Genomic DNA, 15,774 nt, shown 5'->3' with positions numbered 1-15,774 from the left:
ATTCGCCGGCGCGATCCCTGCCCTAGGGTGCCGCCATGAGACTCCTCGCAGGCGGGCTGGCGGTGGCCGGCTCGCTCGCGCTCACCCTCGTGCTCCGGCCGCTGCCGAGCCCGCTCGTCGTCGGGCCCGCGATGCTCGCGGCCGTGGCCATGTCGCTGGTCTGGTGGCCGAGGGCGCGCCCCTTCCTCGCGGCGGTCACGGCGGCCGTCGGCGTGATCGGCGCGACGTGCACGCTCGCCTGGCTGGCCGCCCCCGGCATCACCCCCGGCATCGCCGGCGGCCCGTCGACGTACGTCCACACGGTCGCCGTGCTCACGCTCGTCACGCTGACCGTGCGCTGGACCCCCGTGCGGCAGGCGGTCCCGGCGGTGGGGGCGGCGGCGGTCTCCGAAGCGCTGCTGGCGTTGCAGATCATGCACCCGCCCCCTTCGGGCCTGGAGGCGGTCGCCGTCACCCTCTTCTGGTCCGTCGGCACGGCGGGCGCGACAGGGCTCGGCGCCTATCTCCGCGCCCTCGACCGGCGCCGGGTCGAGGCGGTCAGGCAGGCCCGCCGCACCCAGCGCCTGCAACTGGCCCGCGACCTGCACGACTTCGTCGCCCACGACGTCAGCGCCATGGTCATCCAGGCCCAGGCGGCCCAGATCCTGCTCGACCGCGATCCGGCCGAGGCCGCGGCGGCGCTGCGGGCGATCGAGGAGGACGGCGCGCGGGCGCTCGCGTCGATGGACCGGACCGTCCGCATGCTGCGCGAGCTGGAGGGCGAGGGTGCCTCAGCCGAGCCGCTGCCCGGCCTCGACGGCCTGCCCGACCTGATACGGCGTTTCGCCGACGCGGGCTTCCCCGACACCGACATGCGCATCGAGCCGTCAGGCCCGGTGCCGCGCGAGGTCGCCACCACGATCTACCGCATCGTCGTCGAGGCGCTCACCAACGTCAGGAAGCACGCGCCGGCCGGGTCGAGCGTCGCCATCCGGGTGAGCGACGAGACCGGGGCGGTCGTCGTGACCGTGGCCGACCACGCGCGCGACCAGGCCCTGCCGCGCCTGCCGACCGCCGAACGCGCCGGTGTCGGCCTCGCCGGGCTGGCCGAGCGGGTGGGGGCGCTGGGCGGGGAGTTCACCTCGGGCCGCGCCGCCGGCGGCGGCTGGGTCGTGAAGGCGGTGTTCCCATGACGATCAGAGTCATGATCGCCGACGACCAGCCGGCCGTCCGGCGCGGTTTCCGCACGATCCTCGGTGCCCAGCCGGATCTGGAGGTGGTGGGCGAGGCGCCGGACGGCGTGACCGCGCTCGACCTCGCCGCCGAGCTCCGGCCGGACGTGGTCGTCGCCGACATCCGCATGCCGCGCATGGACGGCCTCGAACTCACCCGCCGCCTGGCCGGTCCCGAGACGCCGTCGCCGATGCGGGTGATCGTCGTGACCACCTACGACCTCGACGAGTACGTGCACGCCGCGCTCCGCGCCGGAGCCTGCGGGTTCCTGCTCAAGCACGCGGGACCGGCGCTCCTCGTCGAGGGCGTCAGAGCGGCGGCGGCGGGCGACGCCCTGATCAGCCCCTCGGTGACCGTGCGGCTGCTGCGCCACCTCACGCCGTCGCCCGCGCGCACCGGCGTGCCGGGCGAACAGCCGCTGAGCGACCGCGAGCTGGAGATCGTCAAGCTGGTCGCCGCGGGCAGGTCCAACCCGGAGATCGGCGCCGAGCTGTTCATCTCGGCCGGCACGGCCAAGACCCACGTGGCCAACGTCCAGCGTAAGCTCGGGGTGCGCAACCGCGTGGGCATCGCCGCCTGGGCCTGGGAGCACGGCCACGGGACCACCGCCGCGACTGGAGGCGACGTTGAGCACTGAGGACGACGTCCGCCGGCTGGCCACCGCGCCCAGGCGGTTGCGTAGGCCCGCCGGGTAGGCCGGCTCAGGGCGCGGTGGCGAAGAGCCGGTCGAGGTGCTCGTCCAGGACGGCGAGCGCCGTCTCCGGGGTGCCGTGCCCGATGAGCACGTGCGTGCCGAGGCCGTCGGCCAGCGCGAACAGCGCCGCCGCCGCCCGTCCGGGATCCAGGTCGGCGGGCGCTTCGCCGGCGTCCTGGGCGTGGCGGATCAGCAGGGCCAGCACCTCGTGCAGGGAGTCGTAGCCCGCGCGCAGGTGGCCGGCGAGCTCGGGGCTCACCAGTGAGCGGGCGGTGAACGCGGTCGCGATGCGCAGTTCGGCGCGGCGCTGGTCGTCGGCGGGCACCAGTTCGGCCAGGATGCGGCGCAGCGCCGCGCGTGGTGGCTGCCCTTCCTGGCCGAGGCTCTGCCGTACGCGCTCGGTCCCGCGCTCGCTGATGTAGTTCAGGGCGAACAGCAGCATCTCGTCCTTGCTGCGGAAGTAGTGCTGGACGGCGCCCAGCGAGACCTCCGCCCTGGCCGCCACGTCACGCAGGCTCACCGCGTCGAGCCCGTGGAGGTTGATCATCGCGAGCAGCGCCTCCGCGATCTGCCGCCGCCGCTCCTCGTGCCGCGCGCCCAACCCCCGCGTACGACTGCCCTTGCCCACAACCGACTCCACTATTTCAGTACGGGTGACTTGTTTTTACTGCCCTCGCGGCCCACAATACCGTACAGACGTATTGATTTGATGGTGGAGGGTGAGGCGTCATGATGATCGCGGGTGTGGTGCTGATGATCCAGGGCTTCGGCAACGCCCTGACCCGGTGGCTGTGGGGGAGCGACTGGGGGCTGCTGGCGGTCGCCGAGCGCACGGTCGACCTGCCGGCATGGACCGGCGCGGCCGTGGGCCTGCTCGGCCTCGCCCTGGTCGCGGCGGCCCGGCTGAAGGGCCGTCGCGCGTGAAGGGGCGATGCTGGGCGGCGCTGGCCGCCTGCGTGGCGCACCTGTTCGCGGCCCCGGCCGCCGCGGCCGCCCCTCAGGAGGACGCCGTGGTCCGCACGGATCTCGGCTGGGTGAAAGGCGTACAAGCCACCGACCACCGGGTGTTTCACGGCATTCCCTACGCTGCCGCTCCCACGGGCGACCGGCGCTGGCGCTCTCCCGCGCCCGCCCGGCCGTGGCCCGGGGTCCGGGACGCCACCCGGCCGGGCCCGCGCTGCGCCCAGCCCGCACCGGCCCCGGGACAGCCGGCCGGCACGTCGGAGGACTGCCTCCACCTCAATGTCACCGTCCCCGAGGCCCCCGGCGGGCGCAAGCCGGTGATGGTATGGCTGCACGGCGGCGGGTTCGTCGAGGGCGCCGGCAGTGACTTCGACGCCCGCCGCCTGGCCACGACCGGGAACGTCATCGTCGTCACCGTCAACTACCGGCTGGGCGTCTTCGGGCTGTTCGTCCACCCGGGGCTGGCCGGCTCGGGCGGCTTCGCCCTGGAGGACCAGCAGGCCGCGCTGCGCTGGGTGCGCCGCAACGCCACCGCGTTCGGCGGCGATCCGGGCAACGTCACGCTGTTCGGCGAGTCGGCCGGGGGCAAGAGCGTCTGCGCGCACCTCGCGTCACCGCGAGCGGCCGGGCTCTTCCACCGTGCGATCATGCAGAGCGCTCCCTGCACCGGCTCGGTGCCGGCCGGGGCCATGTTCCCCGGCGTGCCCGAGTTCCGCCAGTGGCCGTCCGTCGAGGACCGGCAGGCCGACGGCGCCCGCCTCGCAGCCCGGCTGGGCTGCGCCGACGCGGCGACCGCCCTCGCCTGCCTGCGCCAGGTGCCCGCCGAGCGCCTGCTGCCCCTGCACGACCAGTTCATCACCCCCGCCGTCGGCAGCCCGGTGCTCCCGCGGGACCCCGAGCGTGCCCTGGCCACCGGCGCGTTCCACCGCGTCCCGGTCATCTCGGGCACCACCCGCGACGAGATGCGCTACATGGTCGCCCTGTTCTACGAGCTGCCCGGCACGCCGATCACCGCCCGGACATACGCCGAGCTGCTGCGGCAGGCGTTCGGCGAGCGCGCAGAACGCGTCGCCCGCCGCTACCCCCTCACGGGGTACGACTCCCCGGGGCTGGCCTGGGCGGCGCTCACCACCGACGTGGTGTTCGCCTGCCCGACGTACGAACGGAACCGGAGCCTCGCCCAGCGGGTCCGCACGTACGCGTACGAGTTCGCCGGGGACGACGTCGTGACCGAGATCCCGGGCTCGGACTTCCCCCTCGGGGCCGCGCACGGCGCGGAACTGGCCTACCTCTTCCCCGGCCCCGGCCTCGACGCCCGCCGGCGACAGCTGTCCACCACCATGATCCGCTACTGGACGGCGTTCGCCCGCACCGGCGACCCCAACGCCCCCGGCCTGCCCCGCTGGCGGACCTTCGCCCCCACCCGTCCCGGCACGCAGTCGCTGACGCTCGCGCCCGACCCGACAGGGCCGATCGACCTCGCCGCCGCCCACCGGTGCGCGTTCTGGGCCGGGTAGCGGGCGAGCTCAGGCGGAGGTCAGGGAGAGCAGCCCCGGGATGGCCGCCACGCCGGGCAGCAGGTGGGTGTGGCGGACGGCGCCGAGCGTGGCGGCGTCCTGGCCGCCGGTCAGGACGCCGGCCACGATCGCGGCGCCCGCGTTGGCGCCCGCCTGAAGGTCACGGGTGGTGTCGCCGGCCGTGAGGACGCGGCCGACGTCGTGGACACCGGTCGCCTCCATCGCCCGGAAGATCATGTACGGTGCCGGGCGCCCGGCGGGGACGTCGTCGACGCACACCACCGCGTCGAGGAACCCGGTGTCCCAGCCGATCGCGGACAGCAGGGCGCCGGTCACCTCACGGTCGAACCCGGTGGTGAGCGCCACCTTGACGCCGGAGGCGCGCAGCGTCGCGATCGCCTCGGGAACGCCGGGCAGGGGCGTCGGCGGCCGGTCGGCGTAGGCGGCGCGCAGCCGTTCGCGGAAGTCGGCGAAGGCGGCCTCCGTGACCTCGGCCGGGGGCTCTCCCAGCAGGGCGCTGATCGCCTCGCGCTTGCCGGCGCCCATCCAGCGCCGGATGTCGTCGGCGGCCGGGTCGCCGCCCGCCGCGCGGACGGCCTGTTCGAGGGCGACGTAGACGGCGCCGTGCTCCTCGACGGTGGTGCCGGCGATGTCCAGGACCGCCAGTTCGATCACGGTAGCTCTCCAAGGGGGCTGCGCAGCAGTGCCGGGCGGGCCTGCTGGGAGTTGTCGATGGTGAAGGAGACGAGGTCGGGACGGTAGCGGTCGTCGGAGTACTCGACGGGCCGGCCGTCGGCCGAGGAGGTGCGGCGGCGTTCGCGGAGCAGGGCCGCGCCGGGGGAGACGGTCAGCAGCTCGGCGTCGGTCTCGTCCGCCACGATCGCGTCGATCATGTGGCGGGCCCTGCTCAGGTCCACCCCGCGCCCGGTCAGGTACGCCAGGACGGAGCCGCTGTCGCAGTCGAAGTCGAAGAGCCACCGGCCCGCGTCCCACACGAACGTGGTTCGTTCGATCATCGTGGGCACGCCGTCCAGCAGCCGCAGGCGCAGCAGCTGGACGACCGGCTCGCCCTCGTCCACGGCCAGCGCGTCGGCCGCCTCGGCGGAGGCCGGGCGCCGGCTGATCTCCAGCGTCCGCTGGCCGGGCTGGTGGCCCATCTGCTCGGCCCACCGCGAGAACGACAGGAACGTCTCGAACGGCTGGGGCATCGTCCGGGTGCGCACCACGGGCGGTTTGCCCCGGCCGCCGCCGATCAGCCCTTCGGACCGGAGCGTGGCCAGCGCCTGCCGGATCGGCCCTCGCGAGGCTCCCCACTGCTCGCACAGCTGGGACTCGGAGGGAACGGCGGCGCCCACCGGCAGGTCGCCCGACCGGATGCGACGCCGCAGATCCGCTGCGACACGTTCGTGAAGAGGCCCGTCCATGCGACTTGACCATACAGGAGGGCGGCGGTCGCGCAAACCCTTGAATGACGGCCTCACCTGCATAGATGGCGTCCAGGTGAACAGGCGGCGACATGTGTTCGGCACCTGTTGACACCTGTCGGGCAGGCTCGGCACCTTGCTTGTCATGACAAGTTTGCTCGACTCGGCCGATGTCGTCGTCGTCGGCGCGGGCATCGTCGGACTGGCCCACGCCGTGGACGCCGTACGCCGGGGACTGTCCGTCGTCGTCGTCGAACGTGACGGGCGGGCCGTCGGCGCGTCCGTCCGCAACTTCGGGCACGGCTGCTTCACCGCCCAGGACGGCGACGCCCTCCGCTACGGGACGACGGCCAGGGCCGCCTGGCTGCGGCTGGCCAAGGAGACGGGGCTCTGGTTGCGCGACGCCGGCACCGTGGTCGTGGCCAGGGCCGACGACGAGTACGCGGTGCTGGAGGAGTTCGCCGCCGCCCGCGACGGCCACGCCGTCCTGCTCGACGCGGCGCAGGTGGCCGAACGGGTGCCGGTGGGCCCCGGCGTGGTCGGCGGCGCCTGGCTGCCCCTGGACATCCGCGTCGACCCCCGCCAGGCCGTCCACGCGATCGCGGACTGGCTGGCCGGCCAGGGCGTGCGCTTCCACTGGGCCACCTCCGTCCACCTCGTGGAGCCGGGCGCGGTCGTCACCAGCCGGGGCCGCATCGGAGCCGGCCGGGTGGTCTTCGCCGTGGGCCACCACGTGGACCGGCACTTCCCCGGCCTCGCCGCGGAGTCCGGGCTGCGCCGCTGCGCGCTGCACATGCTGCGGGTGGCCGACCCGTACGGCCGGACGGTGGACCCGGCGGTGCTGTCGGGCTTCTCGCTCCTGCGCTACGGCGGCTTCACCGCCTGCCCCGGCGTGGCCGCCGTACGCGCGCGGCTGGAGGCCGAGCACCCGGACCTGGTCGGCATCGGCCTGAACCTGATGTTCACCCAGCGCCCGGACGGTGACCTGATCATCGGCGACACCCACGCCTACGGCGACACGTTCGACCCGTTCCAGGTCGACGAGCTCGACCGGCACGTCCTGGCCGAGACCGGGCGGCTGCTGGGCGCCGACCGGCTGACGGTCCGCGAGCGCTGGCGCGGCGTCTACTCCTCCGCCCCCGAGCCGTTCCTGATCGCCGCCCCCATGCCCGGCGTGCGCGTGGTCGCGGTCACGTCCGGCATCGGCATGACCACCGCCCTGGGGCTGGCCCCCGAGGTCCTCGACGACCTGCTCGATTGACCACCCCTCCGACACCCCACCACCACTTCCGAGGAGAGATCCCCATGCGCGCACGACGCCTCCTGGCCGCCGTGGCGGCGGCCCCGCTCCTGCTGCTGGCCGGCTGCGGCGGCGCCGAGACCGGCGCCGAAGCCGGCGGCGCCACCTGCCCCGGCGGCAGGATCCGTTTCGGCATCGAGCCCTACGAGGACCCCGCCAAGCTCAAGCCCGCCTACCAGGTCCTCGCCGACGCCCTCCAGCGCAAGCTGAACTGCCCCGTCGAGCTGAAGATCGTCGACGACTACTCCGCCGAGGTGCTGGCGATGCGCAACGGGCAGCTCGAACTGGCCCAGTTCGGGCCGCTCGGGTACGTCTTCGCCAGCACGATGGCCGACGCGCGGCCCGTCGCCTCGTTCGCCGACGCGAAGGGCGCCCTGACCACCTACACCGCCGGCATCTGGGTGCGCGCCGACTCGCCCATCACCTCCGTCAAGGACCTGGCGGGCAAGTCCATCGCGCTGTCCAGCCCGGGATCGACCTCGGGTGACGCGCTGCCCCGGTACGCGCTCAAGACCGACGGCGTGGCCGAGTCGTCCGTGAAGATCGACTACGCCGGAGGCCACCCCGAGGCGCTGCTCGCGCTCGTCAACGGCAAGGTCGACGCCGCCGAGATCAACAGCCAGCAGCTCGCCTCCGCGCAGGCCGCAGGCACGTTCAAGCCCGACGGCTTCCGGCAGATCTGGACCTCCGCCCCCATCCCGAACGACCCCATCACCGTCTCCGGCAAGGCCGACCCGGCCTTCCGCGAGGCGGTCACCAAGGCGCTGCTGGAGCTCGGCCCCGCCGACGTCGCCCAGGTCGGCGCGTTCCTCGACGTCGACCCGCCCGGGCCGCTCGTCGCCGTGACGAAGGACACGTACCAGCCGCTGTTCGACCTGGCCGCCGAGCTGAACCTGACCGAGGAGGACGTCTGACCATGACGCCCGCCGACGCCCCGCCGCCTCCCCTCCGGACGGCGGTGACCGGCCCGCCGGCCGCGCTCGTGGTACGGGGGCTGACCAAGTCCTTCGACGGCAGGACCGTACTGGACGACCTGGACCTGCGGGTCGAATCCGGACAGTTCCTCGCGCTGCTCGGCGCCAACGGATGCGGCAAGTCCACCGCGCTGCGCTGCCTCGTCGGCCTGGAGACCCCCGACGCGGGCGCCATCGCCGTCCACGGCCGGACCCTCGGCTCCGGCCACGACGCCGAGAGCAACCGGCTGCGGCAGCAGACGGCCATGGTCTTCCAGCAGATCCACCTCGTACGCCGCCGCAGCGCCCTGGACAACGTCTGCGCCGGCGCGCTCGGCCGGCTGCCGCTGCGCCGATCGCTCGCGCCGATCCTGTTCCCGCGCGAGCTGCGCGAGGAGGCCATGGCCTGCCTGGACCGGGTCGGGATGGCCGACCGCGCCGCCGAACCGGCCGGCCGGCTCTCCGGCGGGCAGCAGCAACGGGTCGCGATCGCCCGCGCGCTCTGCCAGCGCGCCCGGATCATCCTCGCGGACGAGCCCGTCTCCGCCCTCGACCCGGCCGCCGCCGAGCAGGTCGTCTCCCTGCTGGCCGACCTCGCGCACGAGGAGGGCCTGGCCGTCGCCGCCGTGCTGCACCAGCCCGCGCTGGCCCGCCGCCACGCCGACCGGGTGGTCGGGCTGCTGCACGGCCGGGCCGTCATCGACGCGCCCGCCTCCGAGATCACCGAGGCCGACCTCGACACCCTGTACGCCGCCCGCCCCGCCTCGCCCGCCGCCGCCTCGCACGTCGTTCATCAGGAGCATCGATGAAGTCCCCGGCCACCCCGCTCGCCCCGCCCCGAAGGCGGCCGATCACCACGGCGACCGCGGTCGTCACCGTGGTCGTGGTGGCCGCCCACGTGCTGGCCTGGCACGGCACCGAGTTCTCCCCGGCGGCGCTCGTCCAGGGCTGGCGCGGCATGGCCGACTTCCTCGGCCAGGCCCTGCCGCCCGACCTGTCCTGGACCGAGGTGCTGCTGCCCAGCTTCCAGGGGGCGCTCGTCACGCTCGCCATCGGCCTGCTCGGCACCACCCTCTCGGTGCCGGCGGCGCTCGTCCTGGCCTTGCTCGCGGCCCGGACCACCACCCGCAACCGCTGGGTCTACCAGGCCGCCCGCTCGATCCTGTCGTTCCTGCGCGCGGTGCCCGACGTGGTGTTCGCCCTGATCTTCGTCACCGCCGTGGGGCTGGGCCCGTTCGCCGGCGTGCTCGCGCTGATCTTCCACAACACGGGGGTGATGGGCAAGCTCTGGGCCGAGGCGATGGAGGAGATCGACCTGGGGCCCCGCGACGCCCTGCGCGTCGGCGGCGCCTCCGGTGTCCAGGTCGCCGCCCACGCCGTGCTGCCCGCGGTGATCCCGCAGTTCGTCGGGCTGCTGCTGTACCGCTTCGACGTCAACGTCCGCTCGTCCCTGGTGCTCGGCCTGGTCGGGGCGGGCGGCATCGGCTTCCTCGTCAACCAGTCGATCAAGCTGTTCCGGTTCGACGAGATGGTCACCCACCTGCTGGTGGTGATGGTGCTCGTCGTCGCCGTCGACCAGCTCTCGGCCCAGATCCGCCGCCGCCTCGGCGTTTGACGAGCCGGATCCCGGCGTCATGGCCGGCCCGCTATCCGATGAGCACTCCGATCAACAGCAGCGCCGCACTTCCTCCAAGAATGCCCAGCCACGCGAAGAGAGAGGACGCCGCGATCCGGCGCTGGAAGGACACGGCCGCGAGCCCGAACAAGACGGCCGGAATTCCGAAGACGACCCAGACGGCGGCGAAGTTGAACCAGCCCGTCGCGGACATGTTGCTGATGCCTTTGCCGAGCGCGATGGGGACGCCCGCCAGAATGAGCAGCTTGACCACGAGTTCCAGCGCCGGATAGACGAACTGGGCAGCGGCCGAGCCCCACAGCCCGCCCAGCACGAGCCGGCTGGGCAGCCGCCTGCCCCAGGGGCGGACGCTGGCCAGCGCGAGCGCGACCGTGAGGATCCGCAACCCCACCGATCCCAGCGCGACCCAGCCGTCTCCTTCGGGCCAGGCGCCTTCGACGACCGCGTTGACGACGGCCAGGCCGAGCACGACCACGCAGAAGAGGCCGACGAACCCGGCGGCGGCGTACGCGGGCCACAGCGGAGCCCATGACCGGCCCTTCTGATGAACAGACGGCAACGCGAGATCCTTTCGACACGGAGGTCAGGCCAGGACGGAGAGGAGCTCGTCCCCCCTGGCCGTGATCTTGATGTGGACGTGGCGGCCGCGGCGCTCGCGGCTGAGCAGGTCGGCGGCCTGGAGCTGGTCGCAGTGGTAGCTGGCAGTGGAGGGCGAGCAGTCCAGCAGGGCGGCGAGCTTCCCGATGGGAATGGAGGTCCCGGCCAGCCGCAGGATGGCGGCGCGGGTGCGACCGAGAGTGAGAGCGAGCTTGTCGGTGTCCTCGCGGGCGGCATGGCTGGTGCGGCCGGACCACAGGAGGCCGACGGCGGGCAGGGGGTAGCCGATCCACGCCGGGCCGGGCTGGTCGAAGGAGAACAGGCAGGCGCCGTGACCGGAGACGACGGGCACGAAGGTGAGGCGACGGCCGGCGAGGTCGAAGGATCTGCCCTGCTGGTCCGGAAGCCGGATGGAGGCGCTGTCGCAGGTCAGCCGCCCGCTCAGCCCGGGCAGGAGAGCGTGCAGGCTGCGCGTCACGGCGGCAAGGCCGATGCGCTCCTGCTCCTTGTGCAGGAGGGCGTCGGCGTTCTTCCAGACGGTGCGGAACTCCTTCCACAGCCGGTTCATGAGACCGGCGTAGGCGCGTATCCAGGGTCCGGGGCGGTCCGCGACCGCGTGCCAGTGCCGGGGCAGGACGGGGCCGAACTCGGCCTCCAGTTCCCGGATGAGAATGCGGTCATCCAGTTCGGCGAGAGCGTCCAGATAGGCGCCCATGTCCGCCTCCGCGATCGTCGAGGTCGCGGTCAGGCAGTCGGGGATGACCGAGTAGTAGGGGTCGAACAGCGGACGCAGGACGACGGCGTCGTCGCCGATGACCGCTGCGACGGCCCGCTGCCAGTGGCGGGGCACGCCATGCGGCCGGCCGCCGACCGTGCCCGCGATCAGCGACAGGAGCGTCGCGCCGGCATGCAGGGACACGGTGGCGTTGACGTCGTCGAGCGCTCCGACATGTAACTGCGAGTAGCCGGGCATGCGTCTTCTCCTCTCGCGAGTGGGGGAGACATCGGGAGCGTAGAACCTGACGCGACGTGAGACGCAAGCGAACACCGCTTGTCGTGACTAGGTGAGAGAGAGGGCCAGGACGCCGGCGAGGACCACGCCCATGCCGATCATCTGCGGACGGGTGAGCCGCTCCTTCAGGACGATCCGGGCGAGGACGATGGTCACCACCGTGTGCAGGGAGCCCAGCACGGCCGCGACGCTGACCGGGCCGAGCATCGAAGCGACGGCGTACTGGGCGTCGGCCGCGACGATGAGCACGCCGATCGAGGCCAGCACCGGCAGGTCGCTCCTCCGTACGGTGACGTGGTGACGCGTGAGGACGACGACAGAGGCGATCACGATCACGGTGGTCAGGCGAGCGGTCAGCAGGGCCCAGCCGGTGTCGGCCTGGCCGGCGTTGTGCATGGACAGGAAGAAGGTGCCGAATCCGAGCGCCGCGAGCAGGCCGTACAGAATGCTCGTCAACGGCCGATCGCCCGTCCCGGTGGCTGGGCGCCGGGAGGCGATGACCAGTCCGAGCGCGGTGAGCACCAGCCCGGCGAACTGGAGCGGACCCGGCACCTGCCCCGCCACGAGCCCGGCGAGCAGGGGGATGAGGGGCGCGGCCGCCGCGACGGGGGCGACGATGCTCATCGTGCCGACGGCGAGGCCGCGGTAGAGGGCGGCGATGCCCACCGTCTCGCCCAGCCCGGCGACGGCCGCCTGAACGAGGAAGGCAGGGTCCGGCGGGCCCACGCCGCGTACGGCGGTCGTGATCGTGAGCAGGACGAGAGCGGTGGCCTGCGAGATGAGCAGGACGGACGGCACGGGGCGGGAACGGCTCTTCAGCCCTCCCAGGAAGTCGGAGGCCCCCCAGCCGAGCCCGGCGCCCAGGGCCAGGGCGATGGCGAGCACGGGTGCGTCCGATCAGCGATGGGCGGTGTGGCCGAGGATCGCGGGAACGACCGTGTCCCAGTGGCGGCGGGGGAAGGTCTCGTGACCGGTCCCGTCCATGACCATGAGGCGAGCGTCGGGGATCTCCGCGGCCAGGGCCTGCCCATGAGCCGGCGGCAGGAAGGGGTCTTCGGCGCCGTGCAGCACGAGCGTCGGGGCCTTGATCCGGCCGAGCCGGTGCCGCCAGGGCTCGCCGGCGTCCAGGAGGAACGGGTTGGTCAGCTGTGCGGCGAGATCGATCGTGCGATCGGCGACCCGGCCGGCGAGCTCGCGTACGGCCGGCTCGTCGAAGTGGCCCGGTGCGGCGAAGGGCCGCTCGGCCTCGACGAGGTGGGCGATGACGGCCTCGCGGTCCTGCCAGTCCGGCTCGGCCGGTTCGGTCGCGTACAGGGACCGCAGCTCGGCCGTCATGTCCGGCAGGTCGTCGTGGCGGTGACCGGGGCCGCCGGGCGTCGAGGACGCGAGCGTGAGCGTGGCTACCCGATCGGGGTGGTCGAGCGCCACGAGCTGGGCGATGGCCGCGCCCTGGGACATGCCGACCAGGTGTGCGCGGTCCAGCCCGAGCCCCCCGATGAGGGCGGCGGTGTCGGCGACCAGGTCGCGCAGGTCGTGTGACGGAGCTCCGGCGGGGGAGCCGGTCGACCGGCCGGCGTCCCGGCTGTCGAAGCGGACGACGTAGCGCTCGCCGGCCGCCAGGCGCCGGGCGAACTCCTCCTCCCAGTTCAGCAGGCTGTGACCGCCGCCGTGGATCAGCAGGATCGCGGGATCGGCGGGGTCGCCGAAGGTCTCGGTGGCCAGCTCGATCCCGTTGACGTTGAGCATCCGCTCCATTGTGGCCGTCCTCTCCGCCCGTGGTTCGTTACATGTAACGAAGAACGTAGCACGCGAGCTCGTTACATGTAACTGGTTGCCGCTAGAATGGGACCTATGACGCGCTCCAGCCGGCCCGCCCAGGCCGTCCACGACGCCTGGGCCGCCTACCGCAGGCTCCAGCTCCTGGTGGACCCGGCGATCGCCCGCGAGCTGGAGCAGAACTCGAGCCTGTCGATGCCCGATTACGAGGTGCTGGCCGCGGTGACGGAGCTGGCGAGCACGGAGACGTGCGTGCGCGTGGGCCGCCTCGCCGCCCGGTTGCAGTGGGCCCACGGCCGTCTGTCCCGCCAGCTCGGCCGCATGGAGCAGCGCGGCCTGATCGCGCGCGAGGCATGCGAGCTGGACGGCCGCGGCGACGACGTGCTGCTCACCGAGGCCGGACGGCGGGCCCACGAGGAGGCCACCCCCGCCCACCTGGCCTCGATCGACCGGCACTTCGGCCGGGCGCTGTCCGCCGGTCAGCTGGCAGCTCTCGTCGACATCGAACGCACGCTCTCCGCCGACCACTGATCAACGCGCGCAGTCGTAAGGACGCGTGCGCCACCGCCGCTCTGACGTTTCGAGAGCCTTCGAAGCGGTTGCTGCTGAACCCGGCCCGGTCCAAGGCTGGTGCCGTCGGGATGGCATGCGGCTTCGGGGGTGGGTGGTTCATGGCAGTGGGAGAGGTCGTCGGGACCTCGGGCTCGGTACGGGGGCGGACGCTTCCGTCGCGCTTCTCCGTTCTGGGACCGCTCACCGTCAGCCTCGGCGACGGCGTATGGCGGCCGGTGCCGGGAGCCAAGAACCGCACCCTGTTGGCCAGTCTTCTCCTGCACGCCAACCAGGTCGTCTCCATCGACGGCCTGTCACGACGGCTGTGGGGGGACCAGCCGCCGCAGGACGAACGGCGTGTCGTGCAGACGTACGTCGCCCGGCTGCGGCAGTGGATCGGGGACGAAACGGTCGTCCGGACGTGGCCGGGAGGCTACGAGATCCGGCTCGGCCCTGACCGGCTGGACCTGCTGGAGTTCCGCCACCTGCTGGGCCGGGCCGCTCAGGCCGGCTCGCCCGAGCAGGAGGCGGCGCTGTTGCACAAGGCGGTCGCCTTGTGGCGCGGAGCCGCCTGCCCGGACGTCGCCTCCGAGATCCTGCACCAGGACGTCGCCGTCCTGGAAGAGGAGCGCAGACGCGCCGTCGAACGACGCATCGACCTGGATCTGTCCTCGCGGGGCGCCGGCGGTGATCTCATTCCCGAACTGCGCAGGCTGACGCGGGAGCATCCGCTGCGCGAGCGGCACTGGGCCCAGTTGATGCGTGCCCTGCACCGGGCCGGCCGGCGGGCGGAGTCCCTGGCGGCCTACCGTGAGGCCTTCGGTCACCTGCGAGAGGAGCTGGGTGTCGAGCCCGGCGCCGAACTGCGCGACCTCCACCAGGAGATCCTCGCCGGGACGGCGGAGCCTACGGCGGGAGCCGTGCCCCCCGTGACGCCGCCGGACGTCGCCGAGCCGGATCCGCCGCGGGAGGTGCCCGCTGACATCAGCGGCTTCGTGGGACGCACCGGCGAGCTGGAGACCCTGGACCGGGTCACGACGCGCTCGGGCGCCACCGTGATCGTGGGCAGGGCAGGCGTCGGCAAGTCCACGCTGGCCATCCACTGGGCCGCCGCCACCGCCGGCGACTTCCCCGACGGCCAGCTCTACCTCGACCTGCGGGGGTTCGACGCGCTGCCGCCCCTCCCCGCCTACCAGGCCCTGCGCATTCTGCTGCGCGCTCTGGGCGTGCGCCCGGCCGACGTTCCCGCGGAGCGGGACGCGGCCGCCGCGATGTTCCGTTCCCGCACCGCGGGCCGCAGGATGCTGATCGTCCTGGACAACGTTCGCAGCACCTGCCATGTACGTTCCCTGCTTCCCGGCAACGGCCCGGCGGTCCTCATCACCAGCCGTAACCAGCTACGCGGCCTCGTCACGAGTGGCGCCGCGGCGCGGATCGCCCTCGGCCCGCTGCTCCCGGAGGAATCCCTGGAACTGCTGGCCGCGCAGGCGGGCCGCGACCGGCTGCGCCGCGAACCCGAGCAGGCGAGGATGCTCGCCAAGCTGTGCGAGCACCTGCCCCTGGCCCTGCGCATCATCGGAGAGAGGCTCGCCCGCGTGCCGGGGCTGTCCGCCGAGACGCTCGCGCGCGAGATCGAGCGGGACGCCCTGGCCGCCCTCCGAGCGGGCGACGGTGACCAGGACGTCCGGCGTGCGCTGTCGTGGTCGTACGCGCGCCTCGACCCGGCTGCCCGGCGCACCCTGCACCTGGCGGCCGTTCTCCACCCCGAGAACGTGCTGGAGCCGGAGCCGCTCGCCGCGCTCGTCCAGACGCCGCTCGAACGGATCCGGCGGCACCTGGACAGGCTGAACGCCGATCACCTCGTCGAGCAGACCGCGCCGGAACGGTATCTGCTGTCGCCACTCGTCCGCGCTCTTGCGGCATCCGAGCCGACGCAGGAGCTCTCGCCGGATTGAATGCCGGAGGAAGGCCGGCCGAAGGCGGTAACATCATCACGAAGTATTCGCGGCTGTCTGTTCCGTCGCGCAATGGATACATCGCCTCGGGCGGAATGACGGTTCTCGACGGCGGGACGTGCGCGTCCTGAGTCCTCTCCGGTAAACGGGAAGTGCGGATAAGCGATCACCGTTCCCGGTCTG

17 protein-coding genes are annotated in these 15,774 nt (G+C 73.3%); 10 read left to right on the top strand and 7 right to left on the bottom strand.

Annotated elements, in window-relative coordinates; translation table 11 throughout:
- The first annotated feature begins 35 nt into the window (after positions 1 to 35).
- Positions 36 to 1,172, top strand: a complete 1,137-nt coding sequence (locus AB0G11_RS09005; protein ID WP_357584884.1) for a histidine kinase — start codon at positions 36 to 38, stop codon at positions 1,170 to 1,172.
- Positions 1,169 to 1,849: a response regulator transcription factor gene (locus AB0G11_RS09000; RefSeq protein ID WP_357584882.1), complete on the top strand. Its 681-nt coding sequence runs from the start codon at positions 1,169 to 1,171 to the stop codon at positions 1,847 to 1,849. Before AB0G11_RS09005 ends, AB0G11_RS09000 begins: the two co-directional genes overlap by 4 nt.
- Before the next feature lie 64 nt (positions 1,850 to 1,913).
- Here AB0G11_RS09000 and AB0G11_RS08995 read toward each other — a convergent pair whose 3' ends face one another.
- Positions 1,914 to 2,534: a TetR/AcrR family transcriptional regulator gene (locus AB0G11_RS08995; RefSeq protein WP_357584880.1), complete on the bottom strand. Its 621-nt coding sequence runs from the start codon at positions 2,532 to 2,534 to the stop codon at positions 1,914 to 1,916.
- A 101-nt stretch (positions 2,535 to 2,635) separates the two neighbouring features.
- Here AB0G11_RS08995 and AB0G11_RS08990 point away from each other — a divergent pair, with 101 nt between their 5' ends.
- Positions 2,636 to 2,830, top strand: a complete 195-nt coding sequence (locus tag AB0G11_RS08990; protein ID WP_357584878.1) for a hypothetical protein — start codon at positions 2,636 to 2,638, stop codon at positions 2,828 to 2,830.
- Positions 2,827 to 4,386: a carboxylesterase family protein gene (locus AB0G11_RS08985; RefSeq protein ID WP_357584876.1), complete on the top strand. Its 1,560-nt coding sequence runs from the start codon at positions 2,827 to 2,829 to the stop codon at positions 4,384 to 4,386. Before AB0G11_RS08990 ends, AB0G11_RS08985 begins: the two co-directional genes overlap by 4 nt.
- Before the next feature lie 9 nt (positions 4,387 to 4,395).
- Here the strand turns inward: AB0G11_RS08985 and AB0G11_RS08980 are convergent, their stop codons facing one another.
- Together AB0G11_RS08980 and AB0G11_RS08975 are read right to left on the bottom strand one after the other, a co-directional pair.
- Positions 4,396 to 5,061, bottom strand: coding sequence for a phosphonatase-like hydrolase (locus AB0G11_RS08980; RefSeq protein ID WP_219499168.1), 666 nt, complete (start codon positions 5,059 to 5,061; stop codon positions 4,396 to 4,398).
- A complete protein-coding gene (locus AB0G11_RS08975) occupies positions 5,058 to 5,810 on the bottom strand; it encodes a GntR family transcriptional regulator (protein WP_219499170.1) in 753 nt (250 codons plus the stop codon). Before AB0G11_RS08975 ends, AB0G11_RS08980 begins: the two co-directional genes overlap by 4 nt.
- Before the next feature lie 145 nt (positions 5,811 to 5,955).
- On the opposite strand from AB0G11_RS08975, the gene AB0G11_RS08970 reads away from it, so the two are divergent.
- From AB0G11_RS08970 to phnE, 4 genes are read left to right on the top strand one after another with little or no spacing between them, the layout of a single operon-like run.
- Positions 5,956 to 7,071, top strand: coding sequence for a TIGR03364 family FAD-dependent oxidoreductase (locus AB0G11_RS08970; RefSeq protein ID WP_357584874.1), 1,116 nt, complete (start codon positions 5,956 to 5,958; stop codon positions 7,069 to 7,071).
- Between the two features lie 44 nt (positions 7,072 to 7,115).
- Positions 7,116 to 8,024: a phosphate/phosphite/phosphonate ABC transporter substrate-binding protein gene (locus AB0G11_RS08965; protein ID WP_219499176.1), complete on the top strand. Its 909-nt coding sequence runs from the start codon at positions 7,116 to 7,118 to the stop codon at positions 8,022 to 8,024.
- 2 nt (positions 8,025 to 8,026) lie between these two features.
- Positions 8,027 to 8,872: a phosphonate ABC transporter ATP-binding protein gene (locus AB0G11_RS08960; RefSeq protein WP_357584871.1), complete on the top strand. Its 846-nt coding sequence runs from the start codon at positions 8,027 to 8,029 to the stop codon at positions 8,870 to 8,872.
- Positions 8,869 to 9,678, top strand: a complete 810-nt coding sequence (gene phnE, locus AB0G11_RS08955; RefSeq protein ID WP_357584869.1) for a phosphonate ABC transporter, permease protein PhnE — start codon at positions 8,869 to 8,871, stop codon at positions 9,676 to 9,678. The genes AB0G11_RS08960 and phnE overlap by 4 nt, the downstream gene beginning before the upstream one ends.
- A 31-nt stretch (positions 9,679 to 9,709) precedes the next feature.
- Here the strand turns inward: phnE and AB0G11_RS08950 are convergent, their stop codons facing one another.
- The 4 genes from AB0G11_RS08950 to AB0G11_RS08935 form a co-directional block, all read right to left on the bottom strand.
- A complete protein-coding gene (locus AB0G11_RS08950; RefSeq protein ID WP_219499185.1) occupies positions 9,710 to 10,258 on the bottom strand; it encodes a hypothetical protein in 549 nt (182 codons plus the stop codon).
- A gap of 24 nt (positions 10,259 to 10,282) precedes the next feature.
- Positions 10,283 to 11,269, bottom strand: coding sequence for a winged helix-turn-helix domain-containing protein (locus tag AB0G11_RS08945; protein WP_219499188.1), 987 nt, complete (start codon positions 11,267 to 11,269; stop codon positions 10,283 to 10,285).
- Between the two features lie 87 nt (positions 11,270 to 11,356).
- Positions 11,357 to 12,193, bottom strand: a complete 837-nt coding sequence (locus AB0G11_RS08940; RefSeq protein ID WP_357584867.1) for a DMT family transporter — start codon at positions 12,191 to 12,193, stop codon at positions 11,357 to 11,359.
- 12 nt (positions 12,194 to 12,205) lie between these two features.
- A complete protein-coding gene (locus AB0G11_RS08935) occupies positions 12,206 to 13,054 on the bottom strand; it encodes an alpha/beta hydrolase (protein ID WP_357584865.1) in 849 nt (282 codons plus the stop codon).
- 105 nt (positions 13,055 to 13,159) lie between these two features.
- Here AB0G11_RS08935 and AB0G11_RS08930 point away from each other — a divergent pair, with 105 nt between their 5' ends.
- Both AB0G11_RS08930 and AB0G11_RS08925 read left to right on the top strand, forming a co-directional pair.
- Positions 13,160 to 13,615, top strand: a complete 456-nt coding sequence (locus AB0G11_RS08930) for a MarR family transcriptional regulator (RefSeq protein ID WP_219499195.1) — start codon at positions 13,160 to 13,162, stop codon at positions 13,613 to 13,615.
- A 140-nt stretch (positions 13,616 to 13,755) separates the two neighbouring features.
- Positions 13,756 to 15,591 carry a BTAD domain-containing putative transcriptional regulator gene (locus tag AB0G11_RS08925; protein ID WP_357584863.1) on the top strand — a complete coding sequence of 612 codons (1,836 nt, stop codon included), beginning with the start codon at positions 13,756 to 13,758 and terminating at the stop codon, positions 15,589 to 15,591.
- Positions 15,592 to 15,774: the final 183 nt, after the last annotated feature.

The organism is Nonomuraea sp. NPDC023979 (genome assembly GCF_040639085.1).
Taxonomy (GTDB): Bacteria; Actinomycetota; Actinomycetes; order Streptosporangiales; family Streptosporangiaceae; genus Nonomuraea; species Nonomuraea ceibae.
The sequence above is the reverse complement of the archived record's forward strand: the minus strand, read 5'-3'. Positions and strand labels throughout refer to the sequence as shown.

Excerpts from the sequence above, each read along its gene's own strand:
- AB0G11_RS08930 (WP_219499195.1), top strand. The coding sequence starts at position 13,160 with ATGACGCGCTCCAGCCGGCCCGCCCAGGCCGTCCACGACGCCTGGGCC.
- AB0G11_RS09000 (WP_357584882.1), top strand. The coding sequence starts at position 1,169 with ATGACGATCAGAGTCATGATCGCCGACGACCAGCCGGCCGTCCGGCGC.
- AB0G11_RS08990 (WP_357584878.1), top strand. The coding sequence starts at position 2,636 with ATGATGATCGCGGGTGTGGTGCTGATGATCCAGGGCTTCGGCAACGCC.
- AB0G11_RS08975 (WP_219499170.1), bottom strand. The coding sequence starts at position 5,810 with ATGGACGGGCCTCTTCACGAACGTGTCGCAGCGGATCTGCGGCGTCGC.
- AB0G11_RS08945 (WP_219499188.1), bottom strand. The coding sequence starts at position 11,269 with ATGCCCGGCTACTCGCAGTTACATGTCGGAGCGCTCGACGACGTCAAC.
- AB0G11_RS08925 (WP_357584863.1), top strand. The coding sequence starts at position 13,756 with ATGGCAGTGGGAGAGGTCGTCGGGACCTCGGGCTCGGTACGGGGGCGG.
- phnE (WP_357584869.1), top strand. The coding sequence starts at position 8,869 with ATGAAGTCCCCGGCCACCCCGCTCGCCCCGCCCCGAAGGCGGCCGATC.
- AB0G11_RS08935 (WP_357584865.1), bottom strand. The coding sequence starts at position 13,054 with ATGCTCAACGTCAACGGGATCGAGCTGGCCACCGAGACCTTCGGCGAC.
- AB0G11_RS08960 (WP_357584871.1), top strand. The coding sequence starts at position 8,027 with ATGACGCCCGCCGACGCCCCGCCGCCTCCCCTCCGGACGGCGGTGACC.
- AB0G11_RS08970 (WP_357584874.1), top strand. The coding sequence starts at position 5,956 with ATGACAAGTTTGCTCGACTCGGCCGATGTCGTCGTCGTCGGCGCGGGC.
- AB0G11_RS09005 (WP_357584884.1), top strand. The coding sequence starts at position 36 with ATGAGACTCCTCGCAGGCGGGCTGGCGGTGGCCGGCTCGCTCGCGCTC.
- AB0G11_RS08965 (WP_219499176.1), top strand. The coding sequence starts at position 7,116 with ATGCGCGCACGACGCCTCCTGGCCGCCGTGGCGGCGGCCCCGCTCCTG.